The organism is Fretibacter rubidus (assembly GCF_041429785.1).
Classification (GTDB): domain Bacteria; phylum Pseudomonadota; class Alphaproteobacteria; order Caulobacterales; family Maricaulaceae; genus Fretibacter; species Fretibacter rubidus.
This window is the reverse complement of the sequence record NZ_CP163423.1, coordinates 271,366-286,348: the sequence shown is the minus strand read 5'-3', so window position 1 is coordinate 286,348 and position 14,983 is coordinate 271,366. Positions and strand designations below refer to the sequence as shown.

The window sequence follows — 14,983 nt, the reverse complement described above, 5'->3', positions numbered from 1 at the left end:
AGTTTGGGTTTGGGTTTGGGTTAGGGTTGATGGAAAAGGGAACTTAGTTGCTCGCCATTTTGACGGTGTCTTTGCGAGACGCCTTAATCAGGTTTTTGGCTGTTTGGGCGGCAACAGACGGCTTTGGCTTATAAACCGCATTGACAGTACGCGCGGCATAAGAGGCGACAAGGGCACGGCTTTTTGTGCTGCGAACCGCTGACTTCATAAGCTCTTGCTCGCATTGGCGCATCTCGCGGCGGCCCTCTGTGATACGAAATCCCGCGCGGGTCATCTCTTCACGGCAAGCATCTGTCGCTGTCGTTTGAAAGTTTTCCAAATTGGCTGAAGCGCTGATTGTATTGTCGTAATTAAATGTCGCTGTGAATGTGTCACCCGCAGTGGCTGAACCTGCAACTGTGATAAAGGCGGCGGCGGTCAGGGCGATTTTAAAAGTGCGTGTCATAATGTCTCTCTCTAAATATATGGGTCGCGGTTTTACTCTTTTGTTTACTCGGTGCGGCGGGGCTAATCTTGGGGATGAAAGCTAAGCTCCCTGCCGCAAATTCAAACTCGCAGAAACGCTGACAAACGTCCTGATGACCGCCTAAAGCTTTGCTGAAATTTTTCTGATGGAAATATGATGTCATTGTTTTTAAACGGTTTTTAGGCTTATTTTCACAATTTTACTGTGACAATTATTCGATTGCCCTCATATTTTTCCGCTTTATAAAGAAAGAGATTGGGAGCGTTTTATTCGTGAATGATGATGACATCAGAAAAAATACGTTCCGTATTGGGGCCTTTCGGGTCGAACCAACACGTAATTTATTGAAAAAAGACGGCCAGACCTTTCCGCTCGAACCGCGCATCATGGACGTTCTCTGTGAATTGGCATCCCACCCCAGCGACGTCATATCGCGCTTTGATTTAATTAAACGCATTTGGAAAGTCGATTACGGCGCGGATGAGAGCCTGACCCGAGCCGTATCCGTTTTGCGCAAAACATTTCGCAAAGGTGGCGAGACAGAAAAATACATCGAGACCATATCCAAAGTTGGATACCGGCTGATCGCTCATGTCGGTCCGTGGGATGAACCCATTGCGCGCCGTATCACCGCCGTACCCGATCATGTCCCTGCCCCGAACACGCCAATATCGCGCCCGGTCCCACAGCCCGTCACGACCCAAGCGACACAAACACCCGTTGGCACATCCGAACCCGCGATTGTTACCCCAACAACACAACCCATTATAAACACCCCGACACCGAGCAGCCCGCGCGCCTATCAAACCAAGGCAGAGCCCGCAGCTGCACCGCGCAAAAACCGTAGCCTGCCGGCCGCTTTATTCGGCCTGACCGCGCTCGGCGTGGTTGGCGTCTCGGCAGCAGCATTTTTGGGCGACAGAGTCGAAACACCGACACCTGTCACAACAGCTCAACCTGCGCCCCCAACATTAGAGACACAGGCGCCCAACTCCGCCCTTTCGTCGGTGCGTCCCCTGACCGTGGATACGGGGCTGGTGTTTGGGAATGCCGTGGCAGTGCTGTCATTTTCAGACATGAGCCTGTCGGGCGATCAGGAGTATTTCGCGGACGGCATGGCCGAGGAACTCCTGACCCAGCTCTATACCATTCCCGACCTGCGCGTGATTAGCCGCCAAGCTAGCTTTGCTTTCAAAGGCCAGCGCGTTGATCCCAGAGAGATTGGACGTAAACTACAAGTGTCCCACATTATCGCGGGGTCGGTGCGCACTAATGGGGATCTGGTGCGGGTGTCAACGCAGTTGATTAACGCCCAAGACGCCAGCCAACTTTGGAGCAAAAGCTACACGGGGCGACTGGCCGACGGCTTCACCATCCAAGAACAAATTGCACGCGACACAATGACAGAACTATCCTTCATCTTATCAGGCGATTGGGATGAAGATTTGCCAGAGGATATTGTCGGTATTGAGGATCATTCGACCTTTGATCCCGAGACAGGAAATTTTGATCCTAACACAGATAATGATGATGCCTTTGACGCGTGGTCCCCCACAGGGCCGCCGCAATAAGCGGTCTTCACGCGTCCATGGTAGACGGGTCAAAGATGAAAAGCTCCGTTATCGGTGTATCGAGCACATGAGCAATCCGAAAGGCCAGTTCCAGTGACGGCGCATATTTTTCCGCCTCTATCGCAATTACAGTTTGCCGCGTGGCGCCAATACGCCGCGCGAGTTCTGATTGGGTCAAATCCGTGCGCGCCACACGAATGCGGCGCATATGATTTGTAATCGATGTCTTTTTACCGCCCATGACTTATGGCCCGCGGTAGGCGAGGACCATGGTCGCGTTTTTCACAATATCGCCGATGAAGATGACAGCCATTAGGGCAAAAAACATGGCGGGCGGGGCCAGCACTGAAAACGGCGGCGCGTAACCAGCCAGTACATCAGCCCCTTGTGCGCTCGCATGTTCAAACAATAGCGTGAAGATGATGATATTCACCGCAATGGTCAGCACCCAAAACCCGTTCGCCGACCCGCGCCGCTCAATCTCTATGTCGCGTTCATCCTTGGCCGTGGTGTGGTCTTTGCGTTTGCGGGTTTCAAACACAGCGGCGATAATAGCGTGCAAAATCACGGTCACGATAATCAACCCGACATAGACACCAAATAAATCACTCGCACTCATCTCTCGCAGAGCCAAAGACCCTATATGCGTCGTCGTCTGTTTTAGAAACCAGATGAAAACACAAACATCCACAATCAACGTCGCCCAGCTCTGGCGCTCCGTCTCACTCATATCTTCTAATTTTGTATGGTCACTCATATGCATTTGGGCTTGGCACAGCCCCTCCTCTCGTTGTAAACTATTTTTTACATAGCGAGAGCATGAGTGCGTGTAAAGTATTTTTTACATTATATACGAAACTAGACAATCGACAAGAATCGGGATTTGCTCAAACGATGAAAAGAAATGTTAGAGAAAAATTCAAAGATTGTGATTTGTGCGAATTACCATTTCATTACGGCTTCGGTAGATACGAACTGAAAAGGTCAGAGAAACTCAATATGTTCTTCTGTGATATATGCGCAGGGGGTAATTGGGACGGTATCGTTCCAGAGGGACACGAACAATTTATGAAACGTGTTGCAGAGCTAGGATTTGACACCTCATTAAACAAAAAGGGATGGTTTGACCTCTACTAATTGGCAGGTTTCGTAATCCGTTTCGGTATCTTCTTATCCGCTGAATGAAATATACCCCTCGATATCTTTTCGGCGGGGCAGGGATATCCTTGGCAAAACCTTGTCTAGTTTCGTATATAATACCCAGTTTTTTTTACATCTATCGCCGAGCCCGCGCCGCAAACACAAATCCCACGCCGAGGCTTAGGATATAAACCGACGCCGCGAGGTGAAACGCTGTCAGTGCTGTGAACCCCGTTTGTAGCATGACAAAAATCATGAGCGGGATGCCGCCTGCGCCGCGCAGCAGGAATATCGCGGCAACGGCCCAGCATATGATGCGGGTGAGCGGGAGGCGTTTTATGGCCCCCGCAGCGCCAAAGGCATAGGCGCTCCAGATGGCGAGGATGGCGGCGATGCCAAGTGTGACAGCGACGGGAAAGACCCAGTCACCGTCGCGCATCATCTGCCCATATTCGGGCGGCGCGCCGAGAAAATCAAACCAATCTGGCCCCGCGATGATGGTAACAATATGTAAGAGAGACGCGAGTGCGCAGCCCCATGCAGCATATAAAATCCACAATCGTGAGGCGGTGCGCGGCTGGCTCATATCGTTAGTTTTCCAGCACAACGCGGTAACGGGCTTTCCCGTCTTTGAGGTGAGTTATGGCCTTATTCACATCGTCCATTTTGAAATAATCGACCATGGGTTTGATATCGTGGCGTGCGCAAAACTCTAGCATCTTCGCGACCATATGCGGCGCGCCTGTGTCTGATCCGGCGACGGATTTTTGGCCGCCGATAAGGCTGAAAGCGGGGATACCCATGGGCTCGTCCACCGCACCGACGGTCACCAATGTGCCCTCTGGCGCGAGGGTCGAGAGGTAAGCCGGCCAGTTGAGGCTGACATTCACGGTCGAAATAATCATGTCAAAATGTCCGCGAAGCGGCTTTAACGCCTCTTTATCGCGGGAGTTCACAACATTATGCGCGCCGAGGCTTGAGAGTTCGTCCATCTTATCCGTCGAGCTGGTAAAGGCTGTGACTTCACATCCCCAGGCGCGGGCAAATTGCAGCGCAAGATGTCCCAGCCCGCCGATACCGATAACACCGACGCGGTCTGTGGGTTTGAGGCCGAAATCCATCATGGGCGCAAAAACCGTAATACCGCCACAAAACAGTGGCCCCGCACCGCGCGCGTCCATACCGTCTGGCAAAGCTATCGCCCAAATACCCTGCACGCGTACACGGTCCGCAAAACCACCGTGACCTGCAATGGTCGTGGTGAGTTTCGGACAGCGTTGCTGCGCACCCGACAGGCATTGCCCGCAATGACCACAGCTATGCGATGACCAGCCAACGCCTACGGTTTGGCCGACCTTAAGATGGCTAACGTGATCCCCAACGGCGGTTACTGTGCCGACAATTTCGTGGCCTGGGATAAGCGGATATTGGCTCGCGCGCCAATCATTGTTAATCATCGACAGATCCGAATGACAGAGCCCGCAACTGCTCACTTTAATTTCAACCTCATGCGCACCGAGCGCACCAGGGTCATATGAAAATGGGGTGAGCTTTGCACCGGCCTCTGTGGCGGCATAGGCGTTGAAATCTGTCATATTATGTCCTGTGTGTTTTAATGAATAATCCTATTAGTCATTATTCCCGCCGCGCGTTTTTGTTCCGCCTTCGTCGATATAAGGGTTTTTATCCGCTTTCACGATAAGGCGTATCGGTGTGCCAGGCAGGTCAAAATCTTCGCGCAGACCATTGACGAGATAGCGCTTATAACTCTCTGGAATAGAGTTCACGCGCGAACATTTCAGCACAAATGTCGGCGGGCGTGTTTTTGTCTGGCTGATATATTTGGGGCGAATATGACGGCCCGCCACAGCAGGGGGTGGGTGACGGCGGATTTTCTCGCCCAGCCATTCGTTCAGCTCTGATGTTTTAACTTTGGCAGACCAATCGATTTGTATTTTCTCAATCGCAGGCAGTAATGTATCGACGCGCTTACCGGTCAAGCCAGAGAACATGACCACAGGGAGGCCGCGTAGTTGCGGCAGCAGGTGATCGGCTTTGGCGCGAATGGCTTTGGCGGCCTCTGATTTATTGGACACCGTATCCCATTTAGTCACACCCAGCACCAGCGCGCGGCCTTCGCGTTCGACCAGGGCGGCGATTTGCAAATCCTGCTTATCAAAACAATTTTGCGCGTCCATCAACAGAACAACGACCTGAGCAAAGCGAATAGCGTGGAGGCTATCGCTGACCGACATTTTCTCTAGCGTGTCATGGACTTTGGATTTTTTGCGCATGCCGGCTGTATCGTGCAACTGAATACGGCGGTCTTGCCACATGTGGTCAATCGTAATGGAATCGCGCGTCACGCCTGCCTCTGGCCCGACCAGCAATCTGTCTTGCCCAATCAGCGTGTTAATCAGCGTCGATTTACCCGCATTGGGACGACCCACAATGGCAATCCGCACAGGCGCGTCAGAGCGGTCAATCGGGTCGGGTTCTGGCGAGAGGTCCACACCCTCTAGGCGGTCATCGATTTCCTCGTCCAGTTCCACCATGCCGATATTATGTTCAGCCGCCACCGCAATGGGGTCGCCAAGACCGAGGCTGTAGCCTTCGGATAGGCCAACATCGCCCGCGCGGCTTTCGCATTTATTGGCGACCAGCACGACGGGCACATTGGCACGGCGCACAAATTCGGCAAAGATTTCGTCCAGTGACGTCACACCTGCGCGCGCGTCATAGACAAATAAACACACATCGGCATCGCGTACGGCTTGCTCTGTCTGCGCGCGCATACGCGCCTCTAACTTATCGCCCGTCTCATTTTCAAACCCGGCCGTGTCAATCATTTGAAGGTCGCGCCCCCGCAACCGGCCCATGGCTTCGCGGCGGTCACGGGTCACACCCGGTTGGTCATTAACGATGGCCAGTTTTTTGCCGACCAAGCGGTTAAACAGTGTCGATTTACCGACATTGGGTCGTCCGACAATGGCAATTTTGGCGATACGCGGCGCATTTTCATCGGCACCGTCTTGCTCTAAGGGCTCGTCTTCCCAATCGTCAGATGCGCGGCCTCTTCGTTTTTTATGGTCTGCCACGGTTTATCCTATCTGGTCATAGACGCCGACGTAACGGCGCCTGTAAAGCAAAGCGCCTAGCGCAGAGCCACAATCTTGCCGCTATCGGTCAAGACATAGAGCGTTTCATTGGCGATAATCGGCGGCACATAGACGGTATCACCCACTTTAAATTCGCGCGTAATCGCACCCGTGTAAGGGTTCATTTCAATCCCAGCCCCGCGAGAGGAAAACATCACAAGCCGTTCACCCGCAAGCAGAGGCCCAGCCCATGCAATCCGTTTTTTACGCTTCTTTTCATTCTTAAAGGTCTCAAGCTGTGTCATCCACAAGACTTGGCCGTCAAGCTTTGACATCGCTACCGCTTGTCCATCAGTTGTCACGGTAAAGATGACATCCCCTACGACCAGCGGATAGCCCAGTGAGCCCGCGGGCTGTGTCCAAATGCGCGACCCTGTGCGTAAATCAAAGGCGGTCATATTCCCGCTTTGCGCAGAGGCAATCACGTAACCATCAGCAATCACAGGTCCAGCTGCAATATCGTTGAGCGTGGCCAGCGGCGTCAAACGTCCCGTAGACGACAGCGCGTCTTGCCATAGCACTGACCCGTTTTGCACACGCAGCGCAACAAGCTCGCCCGACGCAAACGGCGCAATCACGACCTCGTCAATTACGGCTGGCGCGGGCGCGGTTAACATACGGGCAGTTTCAACAATCGCTTGATATGTCCACAAAACGTCACCCGTATAGGCGTTCATAGCGATAAGTTCGCTCTCATCCGTAACAACAAACAATCGTCCGTCGGCATAGGTCGGGGCAGAATGGATTGGCACAATCATTTTCTTGCGCCATACAATTTCACCTGTCTCCGCGATCATCGCGCGAACAACGCCGAGACCCGATGTCGCAAAGACCAAATCATTGCCTGTCGTGACGCCGCCGCCAACGCTTTCTTTGTCTCGACCACCCGTATCGGTAAAGGATAGCGGGTCAGCGACACGTTCCAAAATTCCCGTTTTGCCCGTGCGGGTTTTACCCTTGGCGGTCACGGTCATTTTATGCGCCCAAAGGCTATCGCCTGAATTTACGTCAAAGGCGCGCACTGTGTTATCGCTATCCATGACAAACATTTTGCCACTTGAAATCACTGGCGGGGCGACAACAGCGCCTTTGCGACCAGATCCGTCGCCAACATTTTTGGACCACACGCGTTCCAGCGGGCCAGTAGCCGCCGTATGCTGAACAACATGGGTCGCAGATCCGCCCGGTTGCGGCCAATCAGCGTTCACATATGGCGCAGGCAGAACAATTTGATCGGGTGTCGCGGTGTCCGAGACGCGCAAGGTATCGTCCAAGGACAAGATTGAAATGCGTTCACTATCTGCCGCAACATCGCCCTGTTCTTTGCGCTTTTGTTCTTCGGACTTATCAAAGGGATTTACGGCATCAACAGCGGAGCTAATCGTAGCACATCCAGATAGCAAAAATGTCGCCGCTAGGCCGAGTGTGAGGATTTTGACCATAGGGTTATTCATTATTGGTCACCTTCATTTGATGTTGATGTCTCTTCCGTCGGCGGCGTCACAGTTGTGTCCGTCGGCGCAGGCGCCTTGGCCGCATCATCGGTTTTCATCAGGCTGAGATATTGCGACGCCCGCGCTTGCACCGTGTCTAATACACCGGGAATACTGTCTAGATAGGAAAATTGCTCGCGCGCCGCGCCCATATCGCCTGAGCGCATCGCCGCAAAGCCGAGCAGTTCACGTGCCAAATCTTCATAAGGTTGATCTTGCGCTGCAAGGGGTGCCATGCGCGAGCGCACGTCATCATAACGCCCATCACCTGCAAGGATATAACCCGCTTTTAGCTGCGCAAGTTGTTTATGGCGCGGCTTTTCAAACACGCTGGCGGCTTGATCAAATAAGCTAACCGCACGGTCACGATTGCCCGCTTCAAGCTCCAATGCGGCGGCACGCATGAGCGACAACCCTGCGTAACCAGCGGGGGATTTTTCAGAAATAGCAATAAAATCAACAATTGCGCCTTGGGTATTACCTGCATTGGCTTTTTCACCAGCCTGAACATAAGCAACAGAGACGGCCCGCGCCATACGATCAGCGGATGATTTTTGCCATTCCATATAGCCCGTTGCCGCAATAATCGCGACAATGACAGCCACAATCAGCGGCCCGAATTTTTTTAAAAGACGGTTATATTCGTCCTTGCGAAGTTCTTCTTCGACTTCATTGATAAAATCGACCACGGCAGGTCCTTATGCTTAAGCAGCCACATCATAGGGTGGCCTGAAATATTTGGCTGAACCTATCGCCACAACGCCCCAATCGCAACCGCAAAGGACATGACAAACCGTCAATAATTTAAGAGCTGTTTTGAGAGATTAAGAGCGAAATTTACTTGAATTTATAGGTATTGGCCTCGCCAGGGAACGTGCGCGCAGTGACCTCTGCGTGGTATTCACTAACTGCGGTCTCGACCATATCTTTCATCGTGCCGTATTTTTTCACAAATTTCGGGACACGGTCAAACATGCCGAGCATATCAGGGGTGACCAAAATCTGTCCGTCACAGCCCGCCGACGCGCCAATGCCAATGGTCGGAATACCTACCGCTTTGGTGACTTTATCGGCAATCTCGACCGATGTGCCCTCGACGACAACAGCAAAAGAGCCCGCTTCCGCCGCCGCGATAGCGTTGGCGATAATTTCGTCCTCGACCGCTTGGGTACGGCCACGCGCGCGAAACCCGCCCAGCACATTCATGCTTTGAGGACGCAGGCCGACATGGCTCATCACGGGAATACCGCGCTCGACCAGATAACGCACAGTTTCCGCCGCATATGACCCGCTTTCAATCTTCACCGCTTGGCAGCCCGTTTCCATCATCACGCGCGAGGCAGAGCGGAACGCGGTCTCGACACTGTCTTCATATGACCCAAAAGGCAGGTCCACCACGACAAGGGCTTTGTGTGCGCCGCGCATCACAGCCTGTCCGTGCATAATCATCATATCCAGCGTCACGCCAACCGTCGTGGTCAGGCCGTGCACCACCATGCCGACACTATCGCCAACAAGAATTAAGTCGCAATGCGCGTCCAAAATCGCCGCTGTCGGCGCGTCATAGGCCGTCAGGCAAACAATCGGCTCCCCGCCCTTACGCGCCGTGATTTGCGGCGCAGTCATACGGTGGATGGTATTTTGTGCAGACATAGGAGGCCCCTTGATGGTTAGGGGTGTGATATAGAGGCGCGCGAGGTGTGGGGCAAGATGCTATAAGCTAGCCGTAACAGACCATGTAAAGCCTTGACTCTAAAAACACGCAAAAATAGAAATTTAATTATGAAGCCAACAGCGCATAATACACTTGTCATTCCAACGGGATGGATAGCCTTCGGTATTTTTTATATTTTGATATTGTATAAAATCGTTGACCATGTTTCAGCAATTTATGCACTATCAAAACTTCAATCCTATATCTTTGCCGGACTAGCTTTAGGCCTATTAGAACTCATCGCAATTACCGCAGCAATCTTAGAGTGGAAACGCAACCCGAACGATAAACACTACAAACTAGCCGTCCACCTGGGACTTTTGATTGGTGGTCTTATTGGGATTTGGGCACATAAAATTTTGGCTGCTTTTTAGCCTTCCTCCTACAAATCCGCCAATTGTCCCACGGGGAAATCAAACACGACATCGGCGCCTTTGCGGATGATATCGAGGCGTGCGCCAGCGCGGGGCATGACGGATAGGGCGTGATAATTAGCGAGCGCTTGCATATTATCTGCGAGGCTGTCGCCCGCCGCTTTGCCTTTGACGGCGGCTTTAATCAAATATGCCCCTGCGACCACATCACCGACCAAGGCGAGGTAATCAGAGGCCGCCGCCATGGCGTCGATCTCTGATGCGTTGAGCATGATATCTGTGGCCGTTTTCAGCGTCTCAACGCCGTCACGCAGCGCGGGTTCACATAGCTGCGCAACGTCGCCGTCTTTAACCATAGTGTGAATAGAGACAAGTTCCGCGATTAAGCTCTGCATTGCTTCGCCGCCGTCACGGCGCAGTTTACGCCCGATGAGGTCGAGCGCTTGGATACCGTTCGTGCCTTCGTAAATCGGCGCAATACGGGCGTCGCGGTAATGTTGCGCTGCGCCTGTTTCTTCGACAAAGCCCATACCGCCGTGCACTTGCACCCCGATAGAGGCCACTTCGACGCCAAGATCTGTAGAATAGGCTTTGGCAATCGGGGTTAGCAAGGCTTCGCGGGCATGGGCGGCTTTGCGCGCATCCGGGTCCGCCGCACAGGCCGCCATATCAGAGGCCGCCGCTGTCGCCATGCAAATGGCGCGCGCGCCCATCAGGCGGGATTTCATATCAATCAGCATACGCCGCACATCAGGGTGACCGATGATCGGCGCACCCGCCTCACCGTTAATCACTTTGCCTTGCACACGGTCATGCGCATATTGCAATGCAGCTTGGTAAGCGCGCTCGCCAATCGCGACACCTTGCACACCCACGAAAAGCCGCGCTTCGTTCATCATCGTGAACATACAAGCAAGGCCGCGATTTTCTTCGCCGACGAGCCAGCCTGTGGCCCCGTCAAATTCCATCACGCAGGTTGGGCTGCCGTGGATACCCAATTTATGCTCCAGCCCAATGGGCTTAAAGCTATTACGCGCCCCCAGCGTGCCGTCGTCTTCGACCATATATTTGGGACACAGAAATAACGATATGCCGCGCGATCCGGAAGGCGCGTCGGGCAGGCGCGCGAGCACGAGGTGGATAATATTATCCGCGCAATCGTGATCGCCCCAGGTGATATAAATCTTCTGTCCCGTAATGCTATAACTGCCGTCACCCTTGGGGACGGCTTTGGTGGTCAGCGGGCCAAGGTCGGACCCAGCTTGCGGCTCTGTTAAGTCCATCGCGCCCGACCATTCGCCTGTCACCATTTTGTCCAGATATTTGGCTTTCAACTCATCAGAGGCATGGGCGTCAATCGCCTTGACAGCTGATGACGTCAGCATCGGGCAAAGGCCAAAGGCCATGTTGGACGCGTAAATCATTTCCGACGTCGCCGCGGCCAGGGCATTTGGCAATCCCATGCCGCCAATATCGGTGCTCATCGGTAGGCTCTGCCATCCGGCCTCTGCAAATTGGGCATAAGCCTCTTTAAAGCCGGGCGACGCCGTCACGTCATCGCCGTTTAATTGCGCGGGGTTTTGGTCGCCCGTCCAATTGAGCGGCGCGAGCACGTCTTGGGTAAAACTCGCCGCACCGTCTAAGATGTCAGAGATAAGGTCGTGGCTGACCTCGCTATGGGCATCTGTTGCCATAATGGAGTCTACGTCGACGGCGTGGCGCAAGAGGTAGTGAAAAGCTTTAACAGGGGCGGCATAGGTCATAGAAACGTCCGGTCAGAATTACATGTCATCAATTTAGCGGCCTTATGCCACAAATTGCATATGGGTAAAAGAAAATAGCCCGCAAGACATGCGAGCCAATTGACGCAGAATAAAGGCCCGTCCCTGCTCACGACATATGACACGACCGCCAAAAAAAACGCACCCAGCGTGGCTGGATGCGTCTATCAATTTAATGCGGCAAAACCGCAGAGTGGGTGAGCTTATTTACCGCCCATAACCTTGCCCAAAATAGCGGTCAAAATGCCGCCACCAACGCCGCCAGAGGCAACGCTTGCCAAAATTGCACCAATATCAAGACCAGCACCCGCAGTTGGGTCGCCAAATAGCCCTGCCAAACCTGGAATCATAGGCGCCAAGGCCGCAAGGCCCGTGCCGCCAACGATACCCGTGATGGAACGACCAAGCGTGCCCATATTAGAGTTCATGACTTTGCCGGCGACGTTACCGCCCGCTGCACCAGACGCGAGCCCAATTAAAAGTGGTAGTAGATTTTCCATAATTTTCCCCTTTGGTCTTTTGGACCTTTGCGTTGATGAAACTCATTGCATTAATGAATTCCTAACGTCATTATTGGAGAAAATCAGGCAAGGTGCAAGCCTTTTCTGGGCCGAATTCTGACTAAAGAGACACTCTTATGAAAGCTAACACATTGAAAATTTTAGGTTTTTGTCTGGCGCCAGTCGCGGTTTTGACGTTAACAGCCTGCGGCGGTGCGGAAACGCCAGATGCGCAGACAACGCCTATAAACTCTGCACCAGCCGCAACAAAGACAGCCGCAACACAAACAGCCGCTGCCGTAGCTGTTGACCCCATGGCACGCGGAGCAAAGCTTTATAAACGCTGTCAAAGCTGCCATTCGCTTGAGCAAGGCGGGCGTCACAAAGTCGGGCCTAACCTATGGGCAATATACGGGGCTGTACCGGGATCCAAAGAAGGTTTTAAATATTCTGCCGCCATGTCATCTATGGATATAGTTTGGAATGACGAAACGCTGTCGGGCTATCTTGAAAACCCGCGTAAATATTTACCTGGCGGCAAAATGGCCTTTGCGGGTCTGCGCAAAGCAGAGGATCGCGACGCCATACTGGCCTATATTAAAGCACAAACAACGCCTGCGCCTTAGGGCATATCGTGTGATTTACAAAGTCAATGCTTGATAAATGAATGCTTGAATGCGGGGGCGCAAATGATAAGCCAGACATATCATGTCTAAAGACTTTAAAAAACTTGCGTTCAAGGCAAGCTCCAGACCCTCGGCCAAAGAGGCACGCACCGCCCTGATTGAGCGTTACGGCGATCACGATCCAGCGGAAGCCGACGCCATCGTCGCGCTCGGCGGTGACGGTTTTATGCTCGAAACGTTGACGGCACATATGCCGCTCGTGCGGCGCGGTTTGCCTGTTTATGGTATGAACCGCGGCACCATCGGGTTTTTAATGAATGATTATGCGCTGGATGATTTACCCGCGCGGTTAAATAACGCCGAAGCGGCGATTATCCATCCGCTAAAGATGATTGCCGATGCCCCCGGTGGGCCATTCACGGAACTCGCGTTTAATGAGGTCTCGCTATTTCGCCAAACCGGCCAAGCCGCCCATATTAAAATTTCTGTGGACGGCACAGAGCGTCTGGAACGCCTTATCGCAGACGGGGTTTTGGTCGCGACACCTGCGGGCTCGACCGCCTATAATTTATCTGCCCATGGCCCCGTGCTGCCGCTGACATCTGATATCCTGGCGCTCACCCCCATTAGCGCCTTTCGACCCCGCCGTTGGCGCGGTGCGATCATTGGCTCTAATGCGCGGATTGTGTTTGATGTGCTAGACGGTGAAAAACGCCCCGTCAGCGCTACGGCTGACAATATCGAACACCGCAATGTATCGCGTGTAGAAGTGTTTCAAGACCTAGACACATCGCTGACTGTCTTATTTGACGAAGACCATGCGCTGGATGAGAAAATTCTGCGAGAGCAATTCGCGACATAAATCTGGCGCGTGTTAGCCCCAGCCTTCGTTAAATATGTCGCCTTCACCCAAGCCATCGAGCTTTTCCAAGAAATAAATCTGATCTGCGTCAGACAATTTAAGCGGCAACGTCAGGACACGCAAAATCATCATTTCTTGGAAATATTCTGCGTCATAGCTAATACCTGACATCTCAAGGTCGCGAAAAATGACCGCTGATGCATGGACAAATTTAGCTTGGGCGTCTGTTAGTCCTGCCCGCGCACAGAGCGCTTTTAACCCAAAAGGGCCAGCGTCATGCACCATCAGGGCGGCCTTGGATACGCGAATACCCGCAAGCGCCGCAAGGCCGTGTTCAACAAAGCGCATACGCGCGCATCCTGCCGCGCGTAAAATCAAAGTGGGCGTCAAACGTCCTTCATCCTTTAACCGCGCAACAAATAGCGCAAGGTCACGGGTACGAAAGCTTTGGTCGATTAAATCAATCGTCGCACGTTCACGGCTGCGATTAGCCAGATCAATGGCAATATCTACAGGCACAGCATGTTTGCGGGTCAGCACAAGGGCTGCTTCCTCACTAATATGAGTGATGAGGCGTTCAATGATAGCGGTTGGCAAATCACGGCGGCGGATGAAAGCTTCTGCGATCAAATCGTTACTGCGGTAACGCGCCAGCATCTCCCCCGCTTGGTCGGGCGAAATATCCGCCCCGTCATTGGCCGCAAGCACGGCTACCGCTTTGCTATCACCAAAGCGTATAATCTCGTTCACCAAACCGCCGCTGACAGATGGGCGGCGCGCGATGGCGGCCACTTTAGCAGCGGCTTTGGACCTCAGAACCTCAATAAGGTCATCATCATTAAAGACGGGCGAAAAGTTCAGAACAGGCACAGCAATGCTGTCGATATCCTTGGCCAGCATCACAGCAACATCATGCGGCAGCTTCGGCGAATTTTTTAGCGTCACAGCCAAAGCCCGGCGCACAATGGCGGCTGCGTCTTTGGCCATATAGGTCAGAAGCTCACCCGCAATCTCGCGCTCCCCCTCGCTTAGCTCTGCTCCGCGCACTGTGCGGCATAGGCGCTGCGCAGCCATCGCGCGCATCTCATTATCAGGATGACGCACGAGCATACGAATATCGTTTTCGCTTAACTGTGATAGGGCCGCTTTGCTCATGACACAGATGTAGCGTGCATATGGTAAACGGGGCGTTTAGATTTGAGCCGACGCGCTGTTTAAAACAGGCGGCTTTAACGAAAAAGGGCGACCCCAGCACTATCCGTGCGGGTGGTCGCCAGTTCGAAGGGGATATCTCAGAA

At 53.1% G+C, this 14,983-nt stretch carries 17 protein-coding genes; 5 read left to right on the top strand and 12 right to left on the bottom strand.

The genetic code is table 11. The annotated features are described in order from the left end of the window. Positions 1–43: 43 nt before the first annotated feature. Positions 44–445, bottom strand: coding sequence for a hypothetical protein (locus AB6B37_RS01325; protein ID WP_371397094.1), 402 nt, complete (start codon positions 443–445; stop codon positions 44–46). A 293-nt stretch (positions 446–738) separates the two neighbouring features. On the opposite strand from AB6B37_RS01325, the gene AB6B37_RS01320 reads away from it, so the two are divergent. Beyond that, complete coding sequence (locus AB6B37_RS01320; RefSeq protein ID WP_371397093.1) at positions 739–2,037, top strand: winged helix-turn-helix domain-containing protein; 1,299 nt, start codon at positions 739–741, stop codon at positions 2,035–2,037. Between the two features lie 7 nt (positions 2,038–2,044). Here AB6B37_RS01320 and AB6B37_RS01315 read toward each other — a convergent pair whose 3' ends face one another. Together AB6B37_RS01315 and AB6B37_RS01310 are read right to left on the bottom strand one after the other, a co-directional pair. Further along, positions 2,045–2,278 carry a helix-turn-helix transcriptional regulator gene (locus AB6B37_RS01315; RefSeq protein WP_371397092.1) on the bottom strand — a complete coding sequence of 78 codons (234 nt, stop codon included), beginning with the start codon at positions 2,276–2,278 and terminating at the stop codon, positions 2,045–2,047. A 3-nt stretch (positions 2,279–2,281) separates the two neighbouring features. After that, complete coding sequence (locus tag AB6B37_RS01310; RefSeq protein ID WP_371397091.1) at positions 2,282–2,794, bottom strand: hypothetical protein; 513 nt, start codon at positions 2,792–2,794, stop codon at positions 2,282–2,284. Between the two features lie 62 nt (positions 2,795–2,856). Here AB6B37_RS01310 and AB6B37_RS01305 point away from each other — a divergent pair, with 62 nt between their 5' ends. After that, positions 2,857–3,174: a hypothetical protein gene (locus AB6B37_RS01305; protein WP_371397090.1), complete on the top strand. Its 318-nt coding sequence runs from the start codon at positions 2,857–2,859 to the stop codon at positions 3,172–3,174. A 139-nt stretch (positions 3,175–3,313) separates the two neighbouring features. Here the strand turns inward: AB6B37_RS01305 and AB6B37_RS01300 are convergent, their stop codons facing one another. From AB6B37_RS01300 to panB, 6 genes are all read right to left on the bottom strand, one after another. Then, a complete protein-coding gene (locus tag AB6B37_RS01300; protein WP_371397089.1) occupies positions 3,314–3,763 on the bottom strand; it encodes a hypothetical protein in 450 nt (149 codons plus the stop codon). Positions 3,764–3,767: 4 nt separating this feature from the next. Beyond that, positions 3,768–4,772 (bottom strand): NAD(P)-dependent alcohol dehydrogenase, encoded by a 1,005-nt coding sequence (locus AB6B37_RS01295; RefSeq protein WP_371397088.1) that lies wholly within the window; start codon positions 4,770–4,772, stop codon positions 3,768–3,770. 33 nt (positions 4,773–4,805) lie between these two features. Beyond that, a complete protein-coding gene (gene der / locus AB6B37_RS01290; protein WP_371398482.1) occupies positions 4,806–6,182 on the bottom strand; it encodes a ribosome biogenesis GTPase Der in 1,377 nt (458 codons plus the stop codon). Positions 6,183–6,331: 149 nt separating this feature from the next. Beyond that, positions 6,332–7,789, bottom strand: a complete 1,458-nt coding sequence (locus AB6B37_RS01285; protein WP_371397087.1) for a PQQ-binding-like beta-propeller repeat protein — start codon at positions 7,787–7,789, stop codon at positions 6,332–6,334. Then, entirely contained in the window at positions 7,789–8,517 is a 729-nt protein-coding gene (locus tag AB6B37_RS01280; protein ID WP_371397086.1) for a tetratricopeptide repeat protein, read from the bottom strand. Before AB6B37_RS01280 ends, AB6B37_RS01285 begins: the two co-directional genes overlap by 1 nt. A gap of 148 nt (positions 8,518–8,665) precedes the next feature. After that, on the bottom strand, positions 8,666–9,481 hold the full coding sequence (gene panB / locus AB6B37_RS01275; protein ID WP_371397085.1) for a 3-methyl-2-oxobutanoate hydroxymethyltransferase: 816 nt from the start codon (positions 9,479–9,481) through the stop codon (positions 8,666–8,668). A 129-nt stretch (positions 9,482–9,610) separates the two neighbouring features. Between panB and AB6B37_RS01270 the strand changes: the two genes are divergently transcribed. Next, the gene (locus AB6B37_RS01270) at positions 9,611–9,916 is read left to right on the top strand and encodes a hypothetical protein (RefSeq protein WP_371397084.1); all 306 of its coding nucleotides are present in this window, start codon (positions 9,611–9,613) and stop codon (positions 9,914–9,916) included. 8 nt (positions 9,917–9,924) lie between these two features. On the opposite strand, the gene AB6B37_RS01265 is transcribed toward AB6B37_RS01270, so the two are convergent. After that, entirely contained in the window at positions 9,925–11,679 is a 1,755-nt protein-coding gene (locus tag AB6B37_RS01265; protein WP_371397082.1) for an acyl-CoA dehydrogenase, read from the bottom strand. 221 nt (positions 11,680–11,900) lie between these two features. Then, positions 11,901–12,197, bottom strand: a complete 297-nt coding sequence (locus AB6B37_RS01260; RefSeq protein WP_371397081.1) for a hypothetical protein — start codon at positions 12,195–12,197, stop codon at positions 11,901–11,903. A gap of 137 nt (positions 12,198–12,334) precedes the next feature. Between AB6B37_RS01260 and AB6B37_RS01255 the strand changes: the two genes are divergently transcribed. Both AB6B37_RS01255 and AB6B37_RS01250 read left to right on the top strand, forming a co-directional pair. After that, positions 12,335–12,823 carry a cytochrome c family protein gene (locus AB6B37_RS01255; protein WP_371397080.1) on the top strand — a complete coding sequence of 163 codons (489 nt, stop codon included), beginning with the start codon at positions 12,335–12,337 and terminating at the stop codon, positions 12,821–12,823. A gap of 82 nt (positions 12,824–12,905) precedes the next feature. Next, the gene (locus AB6B37_RS01250) at positions 12,906–13,685 is read left to right on the top strand and encodes an NAD kinase (RefSeq protein ID WP_371397078.1); all 780 of its coding nucleotides are present in this window, start codon (positions 12,906–12,908) and stop codon (positions 13,683–13,685) included. A gap of 12 nt (positions 13,686–13,697) precedes the next feature. Here AB6B37_RS01250 and AB6B37_RS01245 read toward each other — a convergent pair whose 3' ends face one another. Further along, complete coding sequence (locus tag AB6B37_RS01245) at positions 13,698–14,840, bottom strand: DUF2336 domain-containing protein (protein ID WP_371397077.1); 1,143 nt, start codon at positions 14,838–14,840, stop codon at positions 13,698–13,700. Positions 14,841–14,983 lie beyond the last annotated feature (143 nt).

Excerpts from the sequence above, each read along its gene's own strand:
- AB6B37_RS01260 (WP_371397081.1), bottom strand. The coding sequence starts at position 12,197 with ATGGAAAATCTACTACCACTTTTAATTGGGCTCGCGTCTGGTGCAGCG.
- AB6B37_RS01300 (WP_371397089.1), bottom strand. The coding sequence starts at position 3,763 with ATGAGCCAGCCGCGCACCGCCTCACGATTGTGGATTTTATATGCTGCA.
- AB6B37_RS01245 (WP_371397077.1), bottom strand. The coding sequence starts at position 14,840 with ATGAGCAAAGCGGCCCTATCACAGTTAAGCGAAAACGATATTCGTATG.
- AB6B37_RS01255 (WP_371397080.1), top strand. The coding sequence starts at position 12,335 with ATGAAAGCTAACACATTGAAAATTTTAGGTTTTTGTCTGGCGCCAGTC.
- AB6B37_RS01250 (WP_371397078.1), top strand. The coding sequence starts at position 12,906 with ATGTCTAAAGACTTTAAAAAACTTGCGTTCAAGGCAAGCTCCAGACCC.
- AB6B37_RS01305 (WP_371397090.1), top strand. The coding sequence starts at position 2,857 with ATGAGTGCGTGTAAAGTATTTTTTACATTATATACGAAACTAGACAAT.
- AB6B37_RS01270 (WP_371397084.1), top strand. The coding sequence starts at position 9,611 with ATGAAGCCAACAGCGCATAATACACTTGTCATTCCAACGGGATGGATA.
- AB6B37_RS01295 (WP_371397088.1), bottom strand. The coding sequence starts at position 4,772 with ATGACAGATTTCAACGCCTATGCCGCCACAGAGGCCGGTGCAAAGCTC.
- panB (WP_371397085.1), bottom strand. The coding sequence starts at position 9,481 with ATGTCTGCACAAAATACCATCCACCGTATGACTGCGCCGCAAATCACG.
- AB6B37_RS01310 (WP_371397091.1), bottom strand. The coding sequence starts at position 2,794 with ATGAGTGACCATACAAAATTAGAAGATATGAGTGAGACGGAGCGCCAG.
- AB6B37_RS01265 (WP_371397082.1), bottom strand. The coding sequence starts at position 11,679 with ATGACCTATGCCGCCCCTGTTAAAGCTTTTCACTACCTCTTGCGCCAC.
- AB6B37_RS01285 (WP_371397087.1), bottom strand. The coding sequence starts at position 7,789 with ATGAATAACCCTATGGTCAAAATCCTCACACTCGGCCTAGCGGCGACA.
- AB6B37_RS01325 (WP_371397094.1), bottom strand. The coding sequence starts at position 445 with ATGACACGCACTTTTAAAATCGCCCTGACCGCCGCCGCCTTTATCACA.
- AB6B37_RS01315 (WP_371397092.1), bottom strand. The coding sequence starts at position 2,278 with ATGGGCGGTAAAAAGACATCGATTACAAATCATATGCGCCGCATTCGT.